This window comes from Aestuariispira insulae, assembly GCF_003385955.1.
GTDB classification, from domain to species: domain Bacteria; phylum Pseudomonadota; class Alphaproteobacteria; order UBA8366; family Aestuariispiraceae; genus Aestuariispira; species Aestuariispira insulae.
Genome location: NZ_QRDW01000009.1, coordinates 65,590 through 87,684 on the forward strand (window position 1 = coordinate 65,590; position 22,095 = coordinate 87,684).

Below are 22,095 nucleotides of genomic sequence, written 5' to 3' on the forward strand. Positions count from 1 at the left end.
CCGGGCATTCAGGGGTAGACTCTGGAAATGCAGCCCCATTTGATTGGGCAGGAAACAGTCAAGATGATGATACAGGACCGTCCCTATTCCAACGCCTTGAACCGGCTGACCAATGCCGGTCTGCGGCCAACGCGCCAGCGCCTGGCCCTTGCCCGGCTGTTGTTTGAATGCGCGCCCCATCATGTCACCGCGGAACAACTTTATTCCAAGGCCCAGCGCGAGAAAGTGAAAGTATCACTGGCCACTGTTTACAACACCCTGCACCAATTCAAGGATGCCGGCCTCTTGCGCGAAGTTGTGGTGGAACCCGGACGGTCTTATTTTGATACCAACTTAAGTGATCATCATCATTTCTACCGGGAATCGACCGGTGAGTTGATCGACTTTCCCGTGGACACGTTGACAGTCGGCGATCTGCCGCCGCCGCCCTCCGGAACATCTGTCAGCCGGGTTGATGTTATCATTAGGCTTCAGGACAATTAATAATCATTTTCAATGGCTTGGGTGTATTTTTAGAGCATTTCCAAGCTGTTGACTCTGATTCGTGATCGGCTCATAGTATGGGGGCCGGACAACGAACCGGCGATAAATTAAGGATTCCGGCGGAAACTACCGCATCATCCCGATCAGGAGAGAAGCCATGTCCCTTAAAGGTTCCAAGACAGAAGACAATCTGAAAGCGGCCTTTGCCGGTGAAAGCCAGGCAAACCGCCGGTATTTGTATTTTGCGCAAAAGGCCGATGTTGAAGGTTACAATGACGTTGCCGCCGTATTCCGATCCACCGCCGAAGGTGAAACCGGCCATGCCCATGGCCATCTGGAGTTTCTCGAAGAAGTCGGCGACCCGGCCACCGGTGAACCGATCGGCGGGACGTCCGATAACCTGAAAGCGGCCATTGCCGGTGAAACGCATGAATATACCGATATGTATCCCGGTATGGCGCGCACTGCCCGCGAAGAAGGCTTTGACGAGATCGCCGATTGGTTTGAAACCCTGGCAAAGGCTGAAAAAAGCCATGCCGGGCGCTTCACCAAAGCGCTTGACAGCCTGGATGATTGATCGGGAAAGAGCGGGATGAACCATCATCCCGCTCTTTTTTGATCCGGATCCCGCTTTGTTGGATCCCATGAAACAGCGCCCCTTATTCTGACTTGAAACGGCAACCGCGGAGAAATCGTCATGCGGGAAGGAAGTCTTGATGCCCCGATCCGGCATCCTATCGATTGGCAGAACCCTGACTTTTATGATGAAGAGGCATTAGACGCCGAGTTGCGCCGTGTTTTTGATGTCTGTCACGGATGCCGCCGATGTTTTAATCTCTGTGATTCCTTTCCGCGCCTATTCGATCTGATTGACGATTCCGAAAGCGGCGAATTGGACACGGTCGCTTCCAAGGATTTTAAGCCGGTCGTGGATGCCTGCACGCTGTGCGATCTGTGTTTCATGACCAAATGCCCCTATGTGCCGCCTCATGAATTCAATCTGGACTTCCCGCATCTGATGCTGCGCTACCGTGCCATCGAGTTGAAAAAAGGCGAGGTCGGCACCGCCGCCCGACAACTGACCGAAACCGATAGAAACGGCAAAATGGCCGGTCTGATGGCACCGGTGACCAACTGGGCTTCCGACCGGCGCAATGGCCTGACCCGCCCTGTCATGCAATCAGTTGCCGGTATCCATAAAGAGGCGGAACTGCCGAAATTCCACGGCAAGACCTTTATCAAACGCACTAAGGACACGGCCCCGACCGTCAACAAAGAGGCCCCGGCCAGCGGCCGCAAGGCGGTAATCTACGCCACCTGCTTTGCCAACTATAATAATCCCGATATTGGTACCGCCGCGCGGGCGATCCTGGCCCATAATGGTGTTGAAACAGAAGTCGTCTATCCGGAATGCTGCGGCATGCCGCAATTGGAGCATGGCGATCTGGCCAGGGTCTCGGAGAAGGCTGACAAGGTGGCCTCGGTCCTGCTGCCCTATGTGGAAAAGGGCTATGATGTGATTGCCCTGGTGCCCAGTTGTACCCTGATGCTAAAATTTGAATGGCCCCTGATCGCCCCCGAAAATGAAAAGCTGAAAACCCTGGCCCAGGCCACCTTCGATGTCAGCGAATATATTGTCGACATTGCCCGCAAGGAAGGATTGGCCGATGGGCTATCCCCGCTGGATGGCGGGGTTTCAGTCCATCTCGCCTGTCATGCGCGCGCACAAAACATGGGCCAGAAAGCAGCCGAATTGATGAAACTGATCCCGGACGTTGAGCTGAAAGTGGTTGAACGCTGTTCCGGCCATGGCGGCTCCTGGGGCATACAAAAAGAGAATTTCGAGGTCGGCATGAAAATCGGCCGCCCGGTCTTCCGACAAATGGCCGATGGCGGCAAACCAAAATACATCGCCAGTGAATGTCCGCTGGCCGGTCTTCATATCGGCCAGGGTATCCAGGCCCAGGCCAAAGAAGGCGAGCCTTTGCCGGAAACAGTGCCCCATCCGGTAATTTTGATGGCCAAAGCCTATGGTCTCAGCTATTAGAGTTAAGAATGGTTCTTAATACGGAGTGTCTCATGTCCGCTGCCCGCAAGATTTCCGCCGACGATATCCTCTCCAATGAGGAATATATGAAAATCCGTGCCGAACGGCGCAAGGCGCTGGTCGCGGTTAAAAAGAATCGCCGTGTGGAAATCGGTCCTGTGGCAACCGCCTATTTTGAATCCTTCGACACCATGCTGCACCAAATCCAGGAGATGCTCTATATCGAAAAGGGCGGCGAAGAGCAGTTGGCGGATGAACTGGCCGCCTATAATCCGCTTATTCCCAATGGCCGGGAGTTGGTCGCGACCGTCATGTTTGAAATTGACGACCCTGTTCGGCGCGGCACGTTCCTCTCGAAGCTGGGCGGTGTTGAAGAAACCATGTTCATCAAGTTTGGCGATGAGGAAATCATCGGCACACCGGAAGAGGATGTCGATCGGACCAATGCCGCTGGAAAAGCCTCTGCCGTGCAATTTGTCCATTTCACATTCAATGACAGCCAGGCGGAGAAATTTCGGTCCGCCGACCAACAGGTCATCATCGGATTCAAACATCCGCAATATGCGCATATGGTGGTGCTGCAGGATGCCACCCGTAACGCGTTGGCCGGTGATTTTTCAGATTAATGCCGGGAGATTAGGCGGCCGCTTGTTCCACTCGGTTCCGGCCGCCTTCCTTGGCCGCATATAATGCCGCGTCGGCCCTTTGCATCATAGCCGACAGGCTTTCGCCTGAATGCCATTGAGCAACACCCTGGCTGACGGTATAGCGAATTTCACTGCCATCCTTGGTCGCGACGACAGATTCCGCCACATTGACGCGGATGCGCTCAGCAACCTTTTGCGCCGATACCAAGTCCGTTTCCGGTAACATGATGGCAAATTCCTCGCCGCCCAGACGGCCAACAAAATCCTGATCCCTGAGATGGTCTTTGCAAGACTTTGCCAGATGGCGCAGGACTTCATCCCCTGCCGCATGACCATAGGTATCATTCACCGACTTGAAATGGTCCGCATCCACCATGATCACAGACAATTTGCCGCCATAACGTTGCTCCCTGGCCACTTCATGCTCTGATTCCTCCAGGAAATGACGGCGGATGAAGACCCCTGTCAGGGAATCAACTGTCGCAAGCTCCCGCAGTTCAACTGATTTACGGCGCAGTGCCAGCAAATTCTTACCCCTGGCCAACAGCTCGATCGGCTCCACGGGTTTATCGACAAAATCATTGGCCCCTAATTCGAAGGCCTCGCGCAGTATTTCCTTATCTTCCATGGCGGTGACCATGATCACCGGATATTCTTCCGGCGTGCGTTCCGCGCGGTAACGTTTGATGTATTCCATGCCGTCCATATCCGGCATCAGATAATCAACCAGCACCAGATCAATATCCTGGGACAAACAGAATTCCAGGCCCTCCACCGGATCGGTGTAGGTGTGTACCGTGACATCAGAGAGCTGTTTGAGATACTCACCAATCAACCTCGCGGTTATCAGCGTGTCGTCTATGACCACTACCTGCATGTGCTTCCTTTGCCCGTTAGCCGTGAACCACGCCCTTCCCCCATTTTCCTCTTTGTCAACTTCCTGTCTTCGGCTCAACTTGTCAGATTCGACAACGGAAATGAAATAGGCGTTGTTAGTCAGTTAGGGTATACTGTCCACGTGAACAGAAGGTTAATCCTTAGAGATCATGAGTTATCCCCTGGCGAATTACCATTTCCGAGACCGAACCCGGTTAGATGTTTTTGAGCTTCTACGGACACCGGTATGGATTTTCGATATTACCAACCACGCCATCTGGTGGGGCAATCGGGCAGCCCTCGATTTTTGGCAGGCTTCCAGCTTGGACGAACTTCTTGCCCGGGATTTCTCCAGCGATAGTGACATGGTGCGCAATCGCCTGCGCCAAGTGGTGGACAGCACGCCACCCGGCCAACATGTGACCGAGGCCTGGACACTCTACCCCCACGGCAATCCGGCTGTTGTCACCCTCGACATGAGTCCGATCCGCATCGAAGGCAACCGGGATGGCGTGCTGATCGAAGGGCATGTGCAGTTGGATATGATCCGCGACCCTGACGCAATCCGACTGCTCGAGGCAGCCCGAAACACCCCCATGCTGGTCAGTACCTTCGGCTTAGTGGATGGTCGCATCCGCACGCAAAATACCGCTGCCGCAGGTGTTTACGGCCTGAACACCAGTGATCCCACCAATATCGTTGACCTCGAGAGTCGCTATGGCAACCTGGTGGCGGCCTCTCTGCTGGAATGTTGCCGCAATCGGCGCTTTTTTGAATGTGACGCCTATGTCTCAAGCCCCACTGTCGGCCGTTGGCATCATGTGGATGCCCGCCCCGGAAGAGACCCGGTCAACGGCGACCTCGTGGTGGTTGTCACCGAAGAAGACATCACCATGCAGGTTGCCGCCTGGCAACAGTTGGAGAATATGAACCGCACACTGGAGACACGCGTCCAGTCCCGTACAAAGGAATTGGTGGAAATTACCCAGCGGGCACGGGAATCACAGCAGAAGGAAATAGAGGCCAGCCGCGCAAAGTCAAATTTCCTCGCCAATATGAGCCACGAATTACGGACTCCGCTCAACGCCATCATCGGGTTTTCCGATTTAATGCGTTCAGCCTTTTTCGGTCCATTGGAAAACCGCTATCAGGAATATGCCGACCATATTCACAGATCGGCGGACTATCTGCTCAAGCTGATCAACGACCTCTTGGATCTGTCCCGGATCGAGGCGGGCAAGACCCGATGCGAACCGGCCCTGTTTGAATTGCGCCAACTACTTGACGAACTGACCTCTTTTCTACCTGGACAGTCGGGCACAGACCGCTGCACGGTCAATATCCATGTCGATCCAGACCTCCATCAACTTTATACCGACCGGAGGATCCTGTCCCAGATCCTGATCAATCTGATTGCCAACGCCATCAAGTTCACCCCTGTCGCCGGACATGTCGACCTGCTGTTCAAACGCGAAGAGGGTCTGGGAATTATCATCGAAGTGAAGGATACGGGCGCCGGGATCCCCCCGGAAGATCTTGACCGGGTGCTGCACCCCTACGAGCAAACTGACTCTGCCACCATCGCCAATAACGGCACCGGCCTCGGCCTTTCGATTGTCAACCGCCTCAGCATCCTTCTTGGCGGACGGTTTGAGCTGGAGAGCGAGATTGAGTGCGGGACAACCGCCCGGATCACCCTGCCAGACGATCAGAGGTAACCCCGTCCCATCACCAATACTTCTACCTATGCGAGAATCAAGACAGCAAAGCGGGAGCATAACGCTCCCGCTCATGAACCTAGTCGGTTATGGTCAGATCCAACCCCACCGCGCGTTGTGAGATCGATCACATGTCCCCGCACTGGATTGCGGGAGGCTAATTCGCGCCTGGCATTCCACCAACCACGTGGGCATTATTCTGGCATAACGGCAGCCAGGGTCAAGGGGTTAGTCGTGCGCTGCAAAACAGCATCTTCAACCGGTTACCTGTTGTCACCATAGGTAGTGGCAACAAATTTGGAACCTTTTTTAATGAATTCTTAACCTTCTCAAATCTCACAAAGATTTCATTCTGAAAAAACCAATCGGGAGAACAGTGGGAGAATTCTGGTCATTTTGCATCGCAAAAATCGCTCCCTCCGCCAAATATCGGATTAATCCTCTTCGGCCTCATCCAGATCCTCATAGGGGAAATCATCGGCATCATAATAGGGCCAGCGAAAACTGAAGGCTTTCGATTCACCCAGATCCAATGTGCCATTGCCATATTGTTCCAGCAGGTCTTCCGCCACCCGGGCAACGAAACCTTGGGCGATTTCATGGGCGACCTTGGCCGGGCTTCTTGCGAATTCCTCGGAAAAGAGGGTCTTTGAGATCACAAGCTGGTTTTTCCGCAGGTAACTGGCCATGTGATTGAGGAATGAGACTTCCGGCATGGCCGCCGGCAGTGGTTCGGGTAAGTCCTCCAGACTGTATGCCAACACCATGAAAGCAACATTCTGTTTGTTTTCAAATGCTTTCACCGTATCAATGCTGGTGACCACGCGCTCATAGTAACCGCGTTGTTCGCCCTCAAGGGCTTGAACCTTACGCAATACGATTTCGAGATAGGGTGTGGACATGCCTGCTATACCACCCCGACTCCGGCCCCTATCAGCATACGGCTGTTTATCCTCATCTTATGCATTACCGCAAAGAATACCCCCGGCCCGCATCCTTGTCGATAGAGGAGACAGAAAAAGGGCCCCCAGACAGGAGGCCCCTTTTACATCTGTCATATCGCAGGAATTATGCGGCAACACCGCCTGAATCCATGTCCAACGCATATCCCGCGGAACGAACCGTACGGATAATGTCACGACCGCCATCTTCGTTCAGCGCCTTGCGCAAGCGGCGGATATGAACATCCACGGTCCGGGATTCAACATAAACATCGCGTCCCCAAACCGCGTCCAGAAGCTGTTCCCGGGAAAAGACACGTCCCGGATTTTCCATCAAATGGCGCAACAAACGAAATTCCGTCGGCCCAAGCTTGATTTCTTCTTCATTGCGGAAAACCCGGTATGCGGCCAGGTCCATACTCAATTCCCCAACTTCCAGCATATCCTGGGCAAGACCTGGACGCGACCGGCGTAACAAAGCATTGATCCGGGCGACCAATTCGTTGGGTGAGAAAGGTTTCACCATGTAATCATCGGCACCGGAATCCAGCCCGCGCACCGCATCGGCCTCTTCCCCCCGGGCGGTCAGCATAATGATGGGCAGATCCCTGGTTTCTGGTTTCCGCCGCAGCCGCCGGCAAATTTCAACGCCGGACACATAGGGCAGCATCCAGTCCAGAAGCATCAGGTCAGGCTGCATTTCATCAACCTTGATCATGGCTTCCTCGCCGTCATAAGCGGCATCCACCTCGAAACCGGCGGTTTCAAGATTGTATTGAAGCAGGGTGACCACCGCCGCCTCATCTTCAACAATCAGAATTTTACCATTGGTCACAGGACTTTCCCTTTCCTTCTGAAAGGCCTTAAAAATACTTATACCATCCGGGCCTTAAGCGTCCGGCTCGACCAGCATCTGGTTTGCCGAATTGCCTTTGGGCCTGGTCTGGGACAGACGCACGCCTTTTTCCCTGTAATAAAGGGTCTCAGCCACGTTGGTGCACAGATCCCCCATCCGTTCGATGTTTTTTGCGATGAACAGGAGATGCGTGCAGGGCGAAATGTGCCGCGGATCTTCCATCATGTAGGTCAGCAGTTCCCGGAACAGGCTGGTATAATGGTTATCCACATCCTCATCCGCTTCCCAGACCTCGATCGCCTTTTCCGCATCCCCCTGCAGGTAGGCATCGAAGACATCCTTCATCATTTCGGCAACCGACTGGCCCATGCGCATCACAGACCGGGTTACCGGCAGGCGCGGCACCTGATTGAGCACGATGGTCCGTTTGGCGATATTTTTTGCATAATCCCCGATACGCTCGATATCAGCCGCTGTTTTCATGCTGGCTACGATAGAGCGCAGATCGTTGGCCATTGGTTGGCGCAGGGCAATGGTTTTCACCGCCAGTGCCTCGATCTGATCTTCCAGATCATCGATTTCCTTATCGCCATCACGAACCTGTTCCGCCAATTCGTCATTCCGGCTTTCAACCGCTTTCATGACTGCAGCGAACTGGGCCTCGGCCAAACCGCTCATCTGGCTGATCAGGGTTGTCAGCTTTTCCAATTCGTCGTCAAACGCCGTGACGATATGCTCTTCCGATTCCATCTTTTTTCCTCTCAGCACTCGGGCTTGGAAATAATCATTCTCAAACCGGCCTTGGTCTCTTAACCGAAGCGCCCGGTGATGTAGCCCTGAGTGCGCTCATCTTCCGGATTGGTAAAGATTTTTTCCGTGTCACCAACCTCAACCAGATTTCCCAGATGGAAGAACGCCGTTTTCTGGGAAACACGCGCGGCCTGCTGCATGCTGTGGGTGACAATCACAATGGTGTAATTCTCGCGCAGTTCGTGGATCAGATCCTCGATCTTGGCGGTTGCAATCGGATCCAACGCCGAGCAGGGCTCATCCATCAGGATCACTTCCGGTTTAACCGCAATGGCGCGTGCGATACACAAACGCTGTTGCTGGCCGCCGGAGAGACCAGTGCCCGGCGCATCTAGGCGATCCTTGACCTCTTCCCAGATGGATGCCTTGCGCAGGCTCTCTTCCACCAGATCGTCCAGCTGTGACTTGCTGCTGACCAGGCCGTGGATACGCGGGCCGTAAGCAACATTATCATAGATGCTTTTCGGGAAGGGGTTCGGTTTCTGGAACACCATACCAACCTGGGCCCGGAGATGGACCGGGTCCACATCCTTGGCATAAATATCCTGCCCATCCATGGTGATGGAGCCTTCCACGCGGCAGATTTCCACCACATCATTCATGCGGTTCAAACAGCGCAGGAAAGTGGATTTACCACAGCCGGACGGGCCGATCAGGGCGGTGACTTCCCGCTCATAGATGTCGAGATTGACATCGAACAGCGCCTGTTTCTCGCCATAATAAACACGGACATTATCACCGCGCATTTTCACCCGGCCGGTGCCCGGTTCACTCTGAACTACTTGCTCAACAGCAGCCATTTTCCGTTCCTCTTTCTCTCTATTACCAGCGACGCTCAAACCGCTTGCGCAGCAGGACGGCGGAAAGGTTCATTGCAATCAGGAATGCCAGCAGTGCCATGATGGCTGCACTGGTACGTTCAACAAAGGCACGTTCCGGGCTGTCAGCCCACAGATAGATCTGTACCGGCATCACAGTGGCCGGATCGGTCGGGCCACCCGGGATATCCGCGATGAAGGCAACCATGCCAATCATCAGCAGCGGCGCGGTCTCACCCAAAGCCTGGGCCATGCCGATAATGGTTCCGGTCAGCATACCCGGCAGCGCCAGTGGCAGAACATGATGGCCGACAACCTGCAGGCGGCTTGCCCCCATGCCCAGGGCGGCTTCCCGGATTGACGGCGGCACCGATTTCAGAGAGGCCCGGCTGGCGATAATGATGGTCGGCAGGGTCATCAAAGTCAGAACCATACCGCCGACCAACGGCGCTGAACGAGGCAGGCCGAACCAGTTCAGGAACAGGGCCAATCCCAAAAGACCAAACACGATGGAGGGAACCGCCGCGAGGTTGTTGATATTCACCTCAATCAGGTCGGTCCATTTGTTCTTCGGTGCGAATTCCTCCAGATAAACCGCGGCAGCAACCCCAATCGGGAAGGAAAGCGCCAAGGTGACCAGAAGCGTATAGAAAGAGCCAACAGCCGCACCGGCAAAACCGGCCAGTTCAGGCTCACGGCTATCACCGGATGTGAACAGACGGGTGTTGAATTTTTTCTCGATGGCGTCATTTGCGACCAACGCATCAATCCAGGCGATCTGCTGATCATTCACCCGACGATCCGATTCCGGCAGTTCTCGGTCGATATAGCCTTTCATCAGCATATCAACGTCATCTGCCGCCGGCAGCCAGATCTCAATCGTTTGGCCGACCAGGTCCGGATTGGCCTGAACATGGTTCAGCAACTCGTACCATGCGCCGTTGCTGACCACTGCATAAAGATCTTTCCGGTCCCTGCGGGCAACATCCGGGAACATGTCGCGCAGGGATTTCTTAATCAGGATCTGATAATCGCCTGCGCGCATGGTTTCCGGATCCAAGGTCGAATCCAGCTGGATCGTCATGCGCACTTCTGTCTGAAAGAGCGCACTGGCTCCGTTGGAAATGATGGTGAAAAACAGTGTCGACAAGGCCAGCAAAGCCGCCCCGATCGCCACCAAGCCGTAAGACCGGAACCGTTTTTCCGCCGCGTGGCGGGCCTTTAGGTTTGCCCGGATCTTACTTTGACGTTCTTCTTGTTTAATCGCTTCCGTTGTCATTGCCGTATCAGTCATACTGCTCTCTGTATTTCCGGACCACGCGAAGCGCGATGATGTTGAGGATCAGGGTAACGATGAACAGAACCAAGCCCAGTGCGAAAGCCGCCAGGGTCTTGGGACTATCGAATTCCTGGTCACCCACCAGAAGGGTTACAATCTGTACCGTCACCGTGGTCACCGCCTGGAACGGGTTCGCCGTCAGGTTCGCGGCCAACCCTGCCGCCATCACCACGATCATGGTTTCACCGATCGCGCGGCTCACCGCCAGCAGCAGCGAACCCACAATGCCCGGCAGCGCCGCCGGGAAAATCACTTGTTTGATGGTTTCCGATTTAGTCGCGCCCAGCCCGTAAGAACCTTCGCGTAGGGAATGGGGCACTGCGGAAATCACATCGTCAGACAGCGAAGATACGAACGGAATGATCATGACCCCCATGACCAACCCTGCCGCCAGCGCGCTTTCAGATGCTACATCCAGTCCGATGCTCTGCCCGAACCCCCGGATCACCGGCGCCACCGTCAAGGCCGCGAAGAAGCCGTAAACCACTGTCGGGATGCCAGCGAGGATCTCCAGCATCGGCTTGACCGTGCTGCGGAATCTCGGCGTGGCATATTCCGCCATGTAAATCGCGGAATAAAGACCGATCGGGGCCGCCACCATCATGGCCAGGAAGCTGATCAGCATGGTGCCGGCAAAAATCGGCACCGCACCAAAGGCACCGGACGACCCGACCTGATCGGACCGCAGGGCCATCTGCGGGCTCCAATCCATGCCGAACAGAAACTCTGTGACCGGCACCTTGGCAAAGAAACGCATGGTTTCAAAAATCAGGGACATCACAATCCCGGCGGTGGTCAGGATCGCCACACAGGAACAGCCGATCAGCAGCCACATGATGGTGCGCTCTACCGCCTGGCGGGCCCGCATCTTCGGATTGATCCGCTGCAGGGCCAGGAATAATCCCAGCGCCGCGACACCGAGAAAGACCACAAGCATCGCCATGAAGCTGGTGCTTTGCAGGCTGCTATATTGCTGTGCCGCTGTCTGGATCGCCGGGTCGGCCAGGCTGGCATCTTTCAGGCCGGCCGCGATATTCTTGATATCGTTATAAACCAGGTTCACCTGATTTTCGGCCATATCGGCCAGATCCAGGCCGGCACCGGACAGAACCATATCCCGGATGATAACCGGCTCCGCGATCAACCAGACAACCGTCAGGATCAACGCCGGCACCACACACCACAAAACGGCATAGGCACCATAATAACCGGGAAGGGAATGAAGGCCGCCGCCGGGAGCATCCGTACCAAGACGCACCACCCGGGTGCGTCCAATCCGAAATGCCAGCGCCACCAGAACCAGAAATGCGAGACTGATTAGCAGGGTCGTCATAATGTGCCGGACCTAGTTTTTAAAAAACAAAAAAAGAAACAAAAAAAAGATCGGCGGGACCGTTGTCAGACATCGGTCCCGCCATATCTCTCAAGACCTTACATGGTCAGGTTGGCAAGCGTTTCCGTTGCCTTTTTGTATTTGGCGCGCTCTTCAGCCGGCATCGGGATCAGACCCTTGTCTGCCAGGTAGCCATCGTCGCCCCAAGCACCTTCGCTGGTGAATTCAGCCAGGTATTCTTCGATACCCGGGATCACACCAACATGGGCTTTTTTCACGTAGAAATACAGGGAACGGGACACGCCGTATTTACCGTCGGCGATGTTCTCGAAGGTCGGCTCGGTGCCACCAACTTTGGAACCCTGGATTTTGTCGCTGTTCTGGTCCAGGAAGGAGAAACCGAAGATGCCGAAAGCATTCGGGTTGGCTTCCAGTTTCTGAACGATCAGGTTGTCATTCTCACCAGCTTCAACAAAAGCGCCGTCTTCACGGATGGAGTGAGCAACAGCTTTGAACGCTTTTTTGTCGGACTTGCGCAGGTCAGCCAGAACTTTGATTTTCTTTGCGCCGCCTTCCATGGCCAGCTCAACGAAAGCGTCACGGGTACCGGATGTCGGGGGCGGGCCCAGAACTTCGATTTTGGTCGCCGGCAGGGAGCTGTCGATGTCAGACCATTTGGTGTGCGGGTTCGGGATCAGTTTGCCGTCGGCACCCGGGATCTCTTTGGCCAGGGCCAGGAAGATCTGCTCTTTGGAGACTTCCAGAACGTTGGAGGCTTTGGAGTTACCGATAACGATACCATCGTAACCAACTTTAACCTCAACGATGTCGGTCACGCCGTTTTTCGCGCAACGCTCAACTTCGGAGGATTTGATGCGACGGGAAGCGTTGGTGATGTCCGGATGCTGAACGCCAACACCTTCACAGAACAGCTTCAGACCGCCACCGGAACCGGTGGATTCGATGACCGGGGTTTTGAAGCCGGAGGTTTTACCGAAGGTTTCAGCAACAGCGGTTGCAAACGGAAAAACGGTAGAAGAACCAACAATCTGGATCTGGTCGCGTGCTTCAGCAGCGCCGGCGAATGCCACTACGCCAAGCGCAGCAACGGAAAGTGATTTGCTCAGAAACCTCATGGGTATATCCATCCTGGTTAACAGTTTTAATTCCCTCAATGACACAGGTGGCCGACTGCCGACCTGGCGTCTTGATAGGGCCTTCCTAGACCTGTAGCGCGACTCTTTTATGATGGAAATGTTACAAGAGCGTTACAGCCCCCGAAGAATCATGAAGGATGTTGGAATCACTGACGGATTCAGACTGTCGTCACGGCTGAGTTATATGAAAATTTTCACGGTTGGTTAAGAAATCGGCAATGTAACTGTAAATGTGGTGCCCTGCCCCACTTCGCTTTCCACCGTAATCCGGCCACGGTGGCGCTTGACGATATGCTTGACGATGGCCAGCCCCAGACCGGTCCCTCCCATTTCCCGCGAGCGGGCGGTATCGACCCGGTAAAACCGTTCGGTGAGGCGCGGCAAATGCTCGCGCGGGATCCCGGCCCCATGATCGCGCACATCCACCTTCAGCTTGGCCTCCTCACGGCGCACGATGACCTCGACCGATGTACCCGGCTTGCCATATTTAAGCGCGTTATCGACAAGATTCTGGAAGACCTGGATCAATTGGTTTGAATCCCCCATGATCGGCGGCACCTGGTCCGGCACATCAATGACTATAGGCATGTCACGATTGTCTGCCTTCAAGGTCAAAACATCTTCGACCTTGCGCAGCACCTCGCCAATATAAACTTCTTCCGACGGCCGGGCATGCTCATCCAGCTCGATCCGCGAGAGCGACAAAAGGTCCTCGATGATACTGAGCATTCGGCTGGATTGTTCCTGCATGATGCCCAGGAAACGTTCATGGGCCCTAGCATCATCTTTGGCCGGGCCACGCAGGGTTTCAATGAACCCCATCAAGCTGGTCAGGGGCGTTCGCAGCTCGTGGGACACATTGGCCACGAAATCCGCCCGAAGCTGTTCCATGCGATGGGCCTGGGTGACATCCTGCATCACCATGAGCAGCGCTGAGCGATTCCGGGACTGCTGCATGCTGCGCGGCTCATTGATCGGCAGCATCCGGACTTTAAAGGTCTGCGCCACAGGGGAAGAGAGCACAAGATCCGCCTCTTGGGTGACACTTTCCGCCAAAGCCTTGTTGACCGCCCGCATGAAATCAGGCTGGCGGAATAAACGCGAGAGCTGATTGCCAACCTTCGCGCCCTCACCCAAGGCGCGCGCGGCCCGGTTGACCCGGTTTATCTTCTGGTCCGCATCCAAAAAAATCAGTGGATCCGGCAGGGTATCGATCATCTCATCAATGATCTTGGAACGCTGCAGGTCGTCATCGGAGAGAACCGCGATCCGGCTGCGCAAGCGGGTCACCTCCCGCTCCAGGACCGCTTCAGTCCTCAACCGATTTTTCAAGACAAAATAGAAACTGCCTAACGCCACGCATGCCAAACTGACCGCCACCCAGATCGTAATCTGTTTAGCGGCCAGCAACAGCAGCAAAAGCCCGATCAGGGGGACAGTCACCCCCAGGGTCCACTTGACAGCGCGCACCGGCATCATTCCCAACATTGTATGGCATTGCAAAAACGCACCGGGGACCCGGAACGAGAAATCAATCGCAATGCCATACCTTTTCCCACTGTAACAAATCAACCCGCTAAAACATGAAGTTTTTTTGTCACATCAGGTACTTATAAGGGCTCTACCCTTCCCTTAACGTAAGGCATCATGCACCGCCAGGGCGGCCGCATTCACCAGATCATTAACGCTGGCCCCGGTCTGGACGATCTGCACCGGTTTGGCCAATCCCATCAACAACGGCCCCATCACGGTCCCGCCGCCCAATTCCTGCAGCAGGCGCGTCGAAACATGCGCCGTATGCAAGCCCGGCATCACCAGGACATTGGCGGAATGGCTGAGGCGGCAGAAGGGATAGAGGCGTTTCATATGATCATGATTGAGCGCGACCGACGGCGACATTTCCCCGTCATATTCAAAATCCACCTTGCGCCCATCCAATACCTTGACCGCCTCTGCAATGCGATCGGCCTTGGCCCGGACCGGGTTGCCAAAACTGGATGCGGACATGAAGGCAACCCGTGGCTCATGACCCAGTGAACGGGCAAAATCCGCCGTCTGTTCGGCGATATCCGCCAGGGTTTCACTGTCAGGCAGTTCGTGGATCGAGGTATCGGCGACAAAGATGGTGCGGCCCCTGGCCACAACGATCAACAGGCCCATAACCTGTTCACCCGCCCGCGGGTCGATCACCCGGCTGATCCCCTCGAAGGTATCCGAGAATGTCCGGGTGGTGCCGGACACGACCGCATCCGTGTCGCCCAGCGCCAGCATGCAGGAGGCAAAAACGTTTCTGTCCAGCTTCACCAGACGCTGGCAATCGCGATACATCAGACCTTTGCGCGCCATCCGGTTATAGAGGAAATCCGCATAACGGTTATTCCGGTGCGACAGACGGGCATTGAAAATCTCCAGATCACCGCCGGCCTCCGCCAGGCCCAACTGGTCCATGGTCTGCTTGATCCGGTCTTCACGCCCGATCAAGACCGGTTTGCCGTAACCGGCATTGCGGAAGGCAATGGCTGCGCGGATCACGCGTTCTTCCTCACCTTCGGCAAAGGCCACCCGGCGCGGGTTCGACCGGACCTTTTCAAAGATCAGGTTCAGCATGCTGGCGGTTGGATCCAGGCGTTCCTGCAATTCCTGTTTATAGGCTTCCATATCAATGATCGGTTTGTGGGCAACACCGGAATCCATCGCCGCCTTGGCTACCGCCGCCGGCACCGCCACGATCAGGCGCGGGTCAAAGGGAGCCGGAATGATATATTCCGGGCCGAACACCAACTTCATCCCACCATAGGCCGCGGCCACTTCATCCGGCACGTCTTCGCGTGCCAGGGACGCGATCGCCTGGGCCGCCGCCATTTTCATCTCGTCATTGATGGTCGAGGCGCGAACATCCAAGGCCCCACGGAAGATATAGGGGAACCCCAGCACGTTATTCACCTGGTTGGCAAAATCAGACCGGCCGGTGGCAACAATGGCATCCTTGCGCACGGATTTCACCTCATCCGGCGTGATTTCCGGATCCGGGTTGGCCATAGCGAAGATAATTGGCTTCTCGGCCATTTCCTCGACCATTTTCGGCGTCACCGCACCTTTGACGGACAGGCCGAAAAAGGCATCCGCCCCTTTCATGGCCTCTTCCAGGGTGCGGTCCTTGGTTTTGACTGCATGGGCGGATTTCCACTGGTTCATGCCTTCGCTTCGGCCCTGATAGATCACGCCTTTTGAATCGCACATGACAACATTGTCATGCTGCACGCCCAACGCCTTGACCAGTTCCACACAGGCAATGGCCGCGGCACCCGCGCCATTGACCACCAATTTGCAATCCTTGATATCGCGCCCGGTCAGATAGAGAGCATTCAGCAGGCCGGCAGCGGCAATGATCGCTGTACCATGCTGGTCATCATGGAAAACCGGGATATCCATCAGCTCGCGCAGGCGCTGTTCAATGATGAAACATTCCGGCGCCTTGATATCTTCCAGATTGATGCCGCCAAAGCTTTTGCCCAGGAAACGCACACAATTGACAAATTCATCAACGTCGGTGGTGTCCACCTCCAGATCGATCCCGTCCACATCGGCAAAACGCTTAAACAAAACGGCCTTGCCTTCCATCACGGGCTTGGAGGCCAGCGCGCCGATCGCGCCAAGGCCCAATACCGCCGTCCCGTTGGAAATCACCGCCACCGTATTGCCGCGCGCGGTGTAATCATAGGCCGCCGCCGGATCATCGGCGATGCGCAGGCAGGGCACCGCCACACCCGGCGAATAGGCAAGGCTCAAATCGCGCTGGGTGGTCAGCGGCTTGGTCGGTGCGATTTCCAGTTTGCCGGGTCGTCCCTGAGCATGGAAAAGAAGAGCATCTTCTTCGGTCATCCGTTTATCGGGCATTTGCCTAATGTCGCCTCTGCTGGTGAAAAATGTCGCTAATATGTCATGAGACCCGGCACTGGCAAGCCCGGATCCGCCCGTTTTCACAATATATCAGTAAGATTATTGCCCGTCGGGGCCAATTTATACAAATAAGTCACTAATTTTAGTCCGGCAAACCTAATAAATCGGTGATACGGGCGGAAACAGTTTCAAAATTTGATTGAAAATAACGCATATCCCGCAAAGGGATGCGCTGCCCGCGATTTTTCATTTGCCGGAATTGGCCCGAATCATGCTAGCCAATTTAGCCATAAGAAGAACAGTAACGGAGGATCTGCATGTGGCACTCACTCAGAGATGTCGCGGCACACAGGCGACTGCCGGAGGATGATTTTCTGTCCTTTGCCATCGGCCAGGCACCAAAGTTTGGTGTGATCGATACCAGCGACGATCCAAAAGTGAGCACTTTCGATGTGCGGGATCTGGTCAATGCCTTCCAGCATCTGCAGTTGGAAAGCATGAACCAACATTAACGATCGGGGCTGAAACGAACACCGTTTCAGCCCTTTTTAACAGCTTATACCATGTAGCCGCCCCGCCCAGGCTTGCGGAATTCTCGGACACATCACATATCCTTCATGTAGGATTCAGACTGACCCCAGTAATTTTGCCGATCTTTAACCTTCTTTCGGGATAATGGTTCGTATTGCAACCATTGGCACCAAGCATGACCTCATCCAGGATCATTGACCAGCATAACACCGGCTTGAACCGGCCCAAGGAAATGGTCACCAGCATCATTGACCCTGATACGCTGGCGAGCCCGTTGGCACAGACCTATCTTTACTGGCAGAAAATCCAGGCATCGCGCACGCTTCCACTGGCCAGCGACTTCGACCCGATCGCCATCCCACAGGCTCTTGCCCATCTGATCCTGGTGGGTATTGAACAGAGCCCTCTTGATTTCCGCTTTCGCGTCATTGGGGATTACATCAATGAACGGATGAAGACCAATTACATGCATCAATGCCTGTCCGACATTCCGGAAAAGGGGCCGAGCAGCCAGATCTGGGCTTTTTATGAGCGCTGCTGGTCGGAAAAGAAGCCGGTCCTGGTCCGGCTGAATTACATTGGCCCCTATGCCGGCATCCGGCAGTCGGAAGAAATCTATCTGCCGCTGGGCAACGAAGCGGGCGAAGTCACCAAGATTCTGGTCTGCCTGACATTTGATGCCCAGGGCATTCCGCCGCGATAACACCTTTTCACAAGGCATACCTTATTTCTTGAGCCGGACTAGTGACAAAGATGGAATCAGGCTATTTTCATCCGCTCATCTTTTCGCTATGAAGCGGCCCATGACTGAACAGCGCCTGAAAAAATCCGCCCCGAAAATCACCCCGATGATGGAACAGTATCTGTCCATCAAATCGGCCCATCCCGATTGCCTGCTGTTTTACCGGATGGGCGATTTTTACGAGCTTTTCTTCCAGGACGCGGTCGATGCCGCGGCAGCGCTGGATATTACGCTGACCAAGCGCGGCCACAGCCATGATGGATCCGAAATCCCCATGTGCGGGGTGCCGGTTCATGCCCATGACACCTATCTGTCGCGCCTGATCCGCAAAGGGTTCCGAGTGGCGGTCTGTGAACAGACCGAGGATCCAGCGGAAGCCAAGAAACGCGGCTCCAAATCCGTGGTCCGGCGCGAGGTGATCCGGGTGGTGACGCCGGGCACGCTGACCGAAGACACATTGATGGACGCCAGAAGCCATAACTATCTGGCAGCGCTTGCCGAGACCGGTGCGGAAATGGGTTTGAGCTGGGCCGATATGTCCACCGGCAATTTCCATGTCCAGCCGGTGGCGGCAGAAAACCTACCGGCGATCCTGGGCCGGATTTCCCCCGCGGAGCTGATCTGCCCGCAAAAGCTTCTGGAAAAACCCGAGCTTTATGACCTGTTTGCCGACTGGCAGCATATCCTGACCCCCCAGCCCGATGTGCGCTTTGATTCGATCAATGCCGAAAGCCGGTTGAAGGAATTTTACGCCGTCGCCTCGCTGGATGCCTATGGCGATTTCAACCGCGCCGAACTGGCCGCCGCCGGGGCTCTGCTGGATTATGTGGAATTGACCCAGGTCGGCCAGATGCCCAGGCTTTCCACCCTCTCCCATATCGCCGAAGGCGCGATTATGGAGATTGACCACGCGACCCGGCGTAACCTGGAACTGGTCCAAACGCTTTCGGGCGAGCGAAAAGGCAGCCTGCTGTCGGTCATCGACCGCACGGTGACCGGTGCTGGGGCTAGACTGTTGGGTGCCAGGCTTGCGGCACCGCTGACCGATCCGGAGGCGATCAACCGGCGGCTCGACATGGTGCAATATTTCCGCGATGCCGATCAGTTGCGCGATGATCTGCGTCAGCTGTTGAAGGAAACCCCGGATCTGGAACGCGCGCTCGGCCGGTTGAGCCTGGGCCGCGGCGGCCCCAGGGATCTGGCCGCAATCCGCGACGGGCTTGCCGCCACCGCCATTGCCCGCACGATCCTGAGCGGAGATGCCTATCCAGCGACCGGGGAATTGAAAACCGCCATTGCCGATCTTGGCAATCATTTCTCGCTGGTGGAAAAGCTGGGCCGGGCCTTGGGCCAAGATCTGCCCCTGATGGCACGCGACGGCGGTTTTATCGCCGAAGGTTATAACGAGCGCCTGGACGAATTGCGGGTCATGGGCTCGGAAAGCAAGAAGCTGATCATGGCGCTGCAGGCGCGCTACCAGGAAGAGACCGGCGTCGACAGCCTGAAAATCAAACATAACAATGTCCTTGGCTATTTTATCGAGGTCACGGCCAAGAATGTGGACCGGATGGGTGACCAGTTCATCCACCGCCAGACCATGACCAACGCCACCCGCTATTCCACCACGGAACTGAGCGAACTGGCACGCGACATTTCCGAATCCAAGGACAAGGCGCAGGCCCTGGAGCAGGAATTGTTCGATAGCCTGGCCAGCGACGTTACCCTGCAGGCCGACCAGATCGCCATTGCCGCCCATGCCCTGGCCAGCCTTGACTGGGCATCCTCCCTTGGTGAACTGGCGATTGAGCAGGATTATTGCCGGCCAAGCGTCGATAACAGCCTCGCCTTCGAGATTGAAGGCGGCCGCCATCCGGTGGTCGAGCAGGCCTTGCGCAAGGCGGGCGAAAACGCGTTCGTGCCCAATGATGCGGATCTGGGCAATGAACGCAGGCTTTGGCTGATCACCGGCCCCAACATGGCCGGTAAATCCACCTTCCTGCGCCAGAATGCCCTTATCGCGATCCTGGCCCAGATGGGTGGCTTTGTACCGGCAGTTCGCTGTCATATTGGCGCGATTGATCGGCTGTTCAGCCGGGTTGGTGCTGCCGATGACCTGGCCCGCGGCCGTTCCACCTTCATGGTCGAAATGGTCGAAACCGCCACCATTTTGAACCAGGCAACCGACCGGTCCCTGGTCATTCTGGACGAGATCGGCCGGGGAACAGCAACTTTTGACGGTCTTTCCATCGCCTGGGCCTGTGTCGAGCATCTGCATGACGCCAACAAATCCCGCGCGCTTTTTGCCACCCATTATCATGAGCTGACCGCGCTGACCGACCGTTTGGGATCGGTGAAGCCCTATTCCATGCGGGTCAAGGAATGGCAGGGCGAGGTGATCTTCCTGCATGAGGTGGCACAAGGCACCGCGGACCGGTCTTACGGCATCCATGTGGCCAGGTTGGCCGGCCTGCCGGGGCCGGTGGTGAAACGGGCGGAAGAGGTTTTGCAAACCCTGGAGAATGGGGAAAAATCCTCCGGGGCGCTCTCCAAATTGGCCGAAGAGCTGCCGCTGTTCCAATCCCTGCTGGAACAGCCCGTAGCACCTGCCCTTGAAGCCGGTCCCTCTGCCTTGGAACAGGCTTTGGGCGATATCAATCCGGATGAGCTCACCCCCCGTGAGGCGCTGGACCAGCTTTATGCGCTCAAACAGATGATTGAGACGGATAAATAAGGCTCTGCTAAACTGGCCCCATGGTGAGCCAGACCGAACAGAACCTTGCCGACATGCGGGCGTTATTACCCCGCCTGTTTGATTGCGCGCCGGAACGGCTGGAAGCGGATAATCCCCATCTCAAGACCCTGTCAGACCGGGTTTTGGGCAATGCGCGCTCGCTCTCCGGGCGCGCGGCTCCTGATCATTTCCGCCATACCCTGCTTCACACCATGCGCCAGCGCTTTGTCCGGGAAAGCCGGGATTTGGACGAGAAACAACTGGCACGTATGACGTCAAGCGCGGTGCGGTTCCATCGCAGCAAGCTGGCGGACCGGCGGCATGCCCTGCCGGTCCACCTGGAGTGCATTCGCGCCGACAGCCCGGTGGATCTGGGGCCTGTACGTATGACCCCGATCACCACCTATGCCGCCAGCCATGAGAATCCGGACATCAGATCCTGGATCGGCAAGGCCGATATGGTGGCGGAGGTCACGATCCCGCAATGCGACATACCTATGTCGGAACAAAGAGCCCTTCATACGGTCGAGCGGGCCCGCGATATCCTGCGGCTGCTGGCCGGGGAATATCATGCCGTGAACAAGATCACATCCCCCCGCCCCGTCCGTTGGCCCGAGATCGTCCGGGATCTTCCTGCCGCCATACCCCGCGGCTTTGCCCTGGCCCTCACCAGCATCAGTGATCCGACCCGGCCCTGGCCCCTGGCGGCCCGGCTGTTGGATGGGGTCAGCTGGTACTCCATCGGGTCGCGGGAAAATTCCGTCGCGGCAGCGATCACCATCTGGGTCAATGCCCTGGAACGGCTGACCATGACCCGGGACCATATGCGCATCACGGATTGTGTCGCCCAGCGGACAGCCCTTCTGACCCTGCTGCATCATCCGGAAAAAGGATATGCGGCCTGCCGACGGGAGGCGGATGCCCTCTATGAAATCCGCTGCGCGCTGGTCCATGGCGGCGCGTCACCTTTCGATCCGGATATGATCGCCCATGCCGATGCCGCCGAGGCCATCACAAGAACCGCCTGCCTGGGGGCACTGTCCTTCTTCAGCCAGATCGGGTTGGAAACCATGCCTTACACATCAAAGGCCATGGAAAAAGCCTATCACATGATGGAAAAACAGCTGCAGACCTGATAGGGGTTGGAAAAGCTCTCCTTATGGATC

At 55.9% G+C, this 22,095-nt stretch carries 19 protein-coding genes; 9 read left to right on the forward strand and 10 right to left on the reverse strand.

Annotation, left to right across the window (positions count from 1 at the left end):
- Window positions 1-66 precede the first annotated feature (66 nt).
- The 4 genes from irrA (at window position 67) to DFP90_RS17735 (ending at window position 3,156) form a co-directional block, all read left to right on the forward strand.
- Window positions 67-483 (forward strand): iron response transcriptional regulator IrrA, encoded by a 417-nt coding sequence (gene irrA / locus DFP90_RS17720; RefSeq protein WP_115937989.1) that lies wholly within the window; start codon window positions 67-69, stop codon window positions 481-483.
- A 157-nt stretch (window positions 484-640) separates the two neighbouring features.
- Window positions 641-1,060, forward strand: coding sequence for a rubrerythrin family protein (locus tag DFP90_RS17725; RefSeq protein ID WP_115937859.1), 420 nt, complete (start codon window positions 641-643; stop codon window positions 1,058-1,060).
- 120 nt (window positions 1,061-1,180) lie between these two features.
- Complete coding sequence (locus DFP90_RS17730; protein WP_115937860.1) at window positions 1,181-2,530, forward strand: (Fe-S)-binding protein; 1,350 nt, start codon at window positions 1,181-1,183, stop codon at window positions 2,528-2,530.
- Window positions 2,531-2,562: 32 nt separating this feature from the next.
- Entirely contained in the window at window positions 2,563-3,156 is a 594-nt protein-coding gene (locus tag DFP90_RS17735) for a DUF3501 family protein (protein ID WP_115937861.1), read from the forward strand.
- Window positions 3,157-3,166: 10 nt separating this feature from the next.
- On the opposite strand, the gene DFP90_RS17740 is transcribed toward DFP90_RS17735, so the two are convergent.
- Window positions 3,167-4,054, reverse strand: coding sequence for a diguanylate cyclase (locus DFP90_RS17740; protein ID WP_115937862.1), 888 nt, complete (start codon window positions 4,052-4,054; stop codon window positions 3,167-3,169).
- Between the two features lie 169 nt (window positions 4,055-4,223).
- Here DFP90_RS17740 and DFP90_RS17745 point away from each other — a divergent pair, with 169 nt between their 5' ends.
- Window positions 4,224-5,771, forward strand: coding sequence for a sensor histidine kinase (locus DFP90_RS17745; protein WP_115937863.1), 1,548 nt, complete (start codon window positions 4,224-4,226; stop codon window positions 5,769-5,771).
- Window positions 5,772-6,205: 434 nt separating this feature from the next.
- Here DFP90_RS17745 and DFP90_RS17750 read toward each other — a convergent pair whose 3' ends face one another.
- The 9 genes from DFP90_RS17750 to DFP90_RS17790 all read right to left on the reverse strand — a co-directional run bounded on the left by DFP90_RS17750 (window position 6,206) and on the right by DFP90_RS17790 (window position 16,922).
- Window positions 6,206-6,673 (reverse strand): hypothetical protein, encoded by a 468-nt coding sequence (locus tag DFP90_RS17750; RefSeq protein WP_115937864.1) that lies wholly within the window; start codon window positions 6,671-6,673, stop codon window positions 6,206-6,208.
- A gap of 166 nt (window positions 6,674-6,839) precedes the next feature.
- On the reverse strand, window positions 6,840-7,547 hold the full coding sequence (gene phoB / locus DFP90_RS17755; RefSeq protein WP_115937865.1) for a phosphate regulon transcriptional regulator PhoB: 708 nt from the start codon (window positions 7,545-7,547) through the stop codon (window positions 6,840-6,842).
- 54 nt (window positions 7,548-7,601) lie between these two features.
- Window positions 7,602-8,318 carry a phosphate signaling complex protein PhoU gene (phoU, locus tag DFP90_RS17760; protein ID WP_115937866.1) on the reverse strand — a complete coding sequence of 239 codons (717 nt, stop codon included), beginning with the start codon at window positions 8,316-8,318 and terminating at the stop codon, window positions 7,602-7,604.
- Between the two features lie 59 nt (window positions 8,319-8,377).
- Complete coding sequence (gene pstB, locus DFP90_RS17765; RefSeq protein WP_218044723.1) at window positions 8,378-9,124, reverse strand: phosphate ABC transporter ATP-binding protein PstB; 747 nt, start codon at window positions 9,122-9,124, stop codon at window positions 8,378-8,380.
- Between the two features lie 76 nt (window positions 9,125-9,200).
- On the reverse strand, window positions 9,201-10,490 hold the full coding sequence (pstA, locus tag DFP90_RS17770) for a phosphate ABC transporter permease PstA (protein WP_115937868.1): 1,290 nt from the start codon (window positions 10,488-10,490) through the stop codon (window positions 9,201-9,203).
- A complete protein-coding gene (gene pstC / locus DFP90_RS17775) occupies window positions 10,483-11,868 on the reverse strand; it encodes a phosphate ABC transporter permease subunit PstC (RefSeq protein ID WP_115937869.1) in 1,386 nt (461 codons plus the stop codon). The genes pstA and pstC overlap by 8 nt, the downstream gene beginning before the upstream one ends.
- Before the next feature lie 98 nt (window positions 11,869-11,966).
- Window positions 11,967-13,004: a substrate-binding domain-containing protein gene (locus tag DFP90_RS17780; protein WP_115937870.1), complete on the reverse strand. Its 1,038-nt coding sequence runs from the start codon at window positions 13,002-13,004 to the stop codon at window positions 11,967-11,969.
- 225 nt (window positions 13,005-13,229) lie between these two features.
- Window positions 13,230-14,513, reverse strand: a complete 1,284-nt coding sequence (phoR, locus tag DFP90_RS17785; protein WP_115937871.1) for a phosphate regulon sensor histidine kinase PhoR — start codon at window positions 14,511-14,513, stop codon at window positions 13,230-13,232.
- A gap of 144 nt (window positions 14,514-14,657) precedes the next feature.
- A complete protein-coding gene (locus DFP90_RS17790) occupies window positions 14,658-16,922 on the reverse strand; it encodes an NADP-dependent malic enzyme (RefSeq protein WP_115937872.1) in 2,265 nt (754 codons plus the stop codon).
- A gap of 320 nt (window positions 16,923-17,242) precedes the next feature.
- Between DFP90_RS17790 and DFP90_RS17795 the strand changes: the two genes are divergently transcribed.
- The 4 genes from DFP90_RS17795 to DFP90_RS17810 all read left to right on the forward strand — a co-directional run bounded on the left by DFP90_RS17795 (window position 17,243) and on the right by DFP90_RS17810 (window position 22,065).
- Complete coding sequence (locus DFP90_RS17795; RefSeq protein ID WP_115937873.1) at window positions 17,243-17,437, forward strand: hypothetical protein; 195 nt, start codon at window positions 17,243-17,245, stop codon at window positions 17,435-17,437.
- Between the two features lie 194 nt (window positions 17,438-17,631).
- Complete coding sequence (locus DFP90_RS17800; protein WP_115937874.1) at window positions 17,632-18,159, forward strand: PAS domain-containing protein; 528 nt, start codon at window positions 17,632-17,634, stop codon at window positions 18,157-18,159.
- A gap of 100 nt (window positions 18,160-18,259) precedes the next feature.
- A complete protein-coding gene (mutS, locus tag DFP90_RS17805) occupies window positions 18,260-20,929 on the forward strand; it encodes a DNA mismatch repair protein MutS (protein ID WP_245957112.1) in 2,670 nt (889 codons plus the stop codon).
- A gap of 20 nt (window positions 20,930-20,949) precedes the next feature.
- Complete coding sequence (locus DFP90_RS17810) at window positions 20,950-22,065, forward strand: HEPN domain-containing protein (RefSeq protein WP_115937875.1); 1,116 nt, start codon at window positions 20,950-20,952, stop codon at window positions 22,063-22,065.
- Window positions 22,066-22,095: the final 30 nt, after the last annotated feature.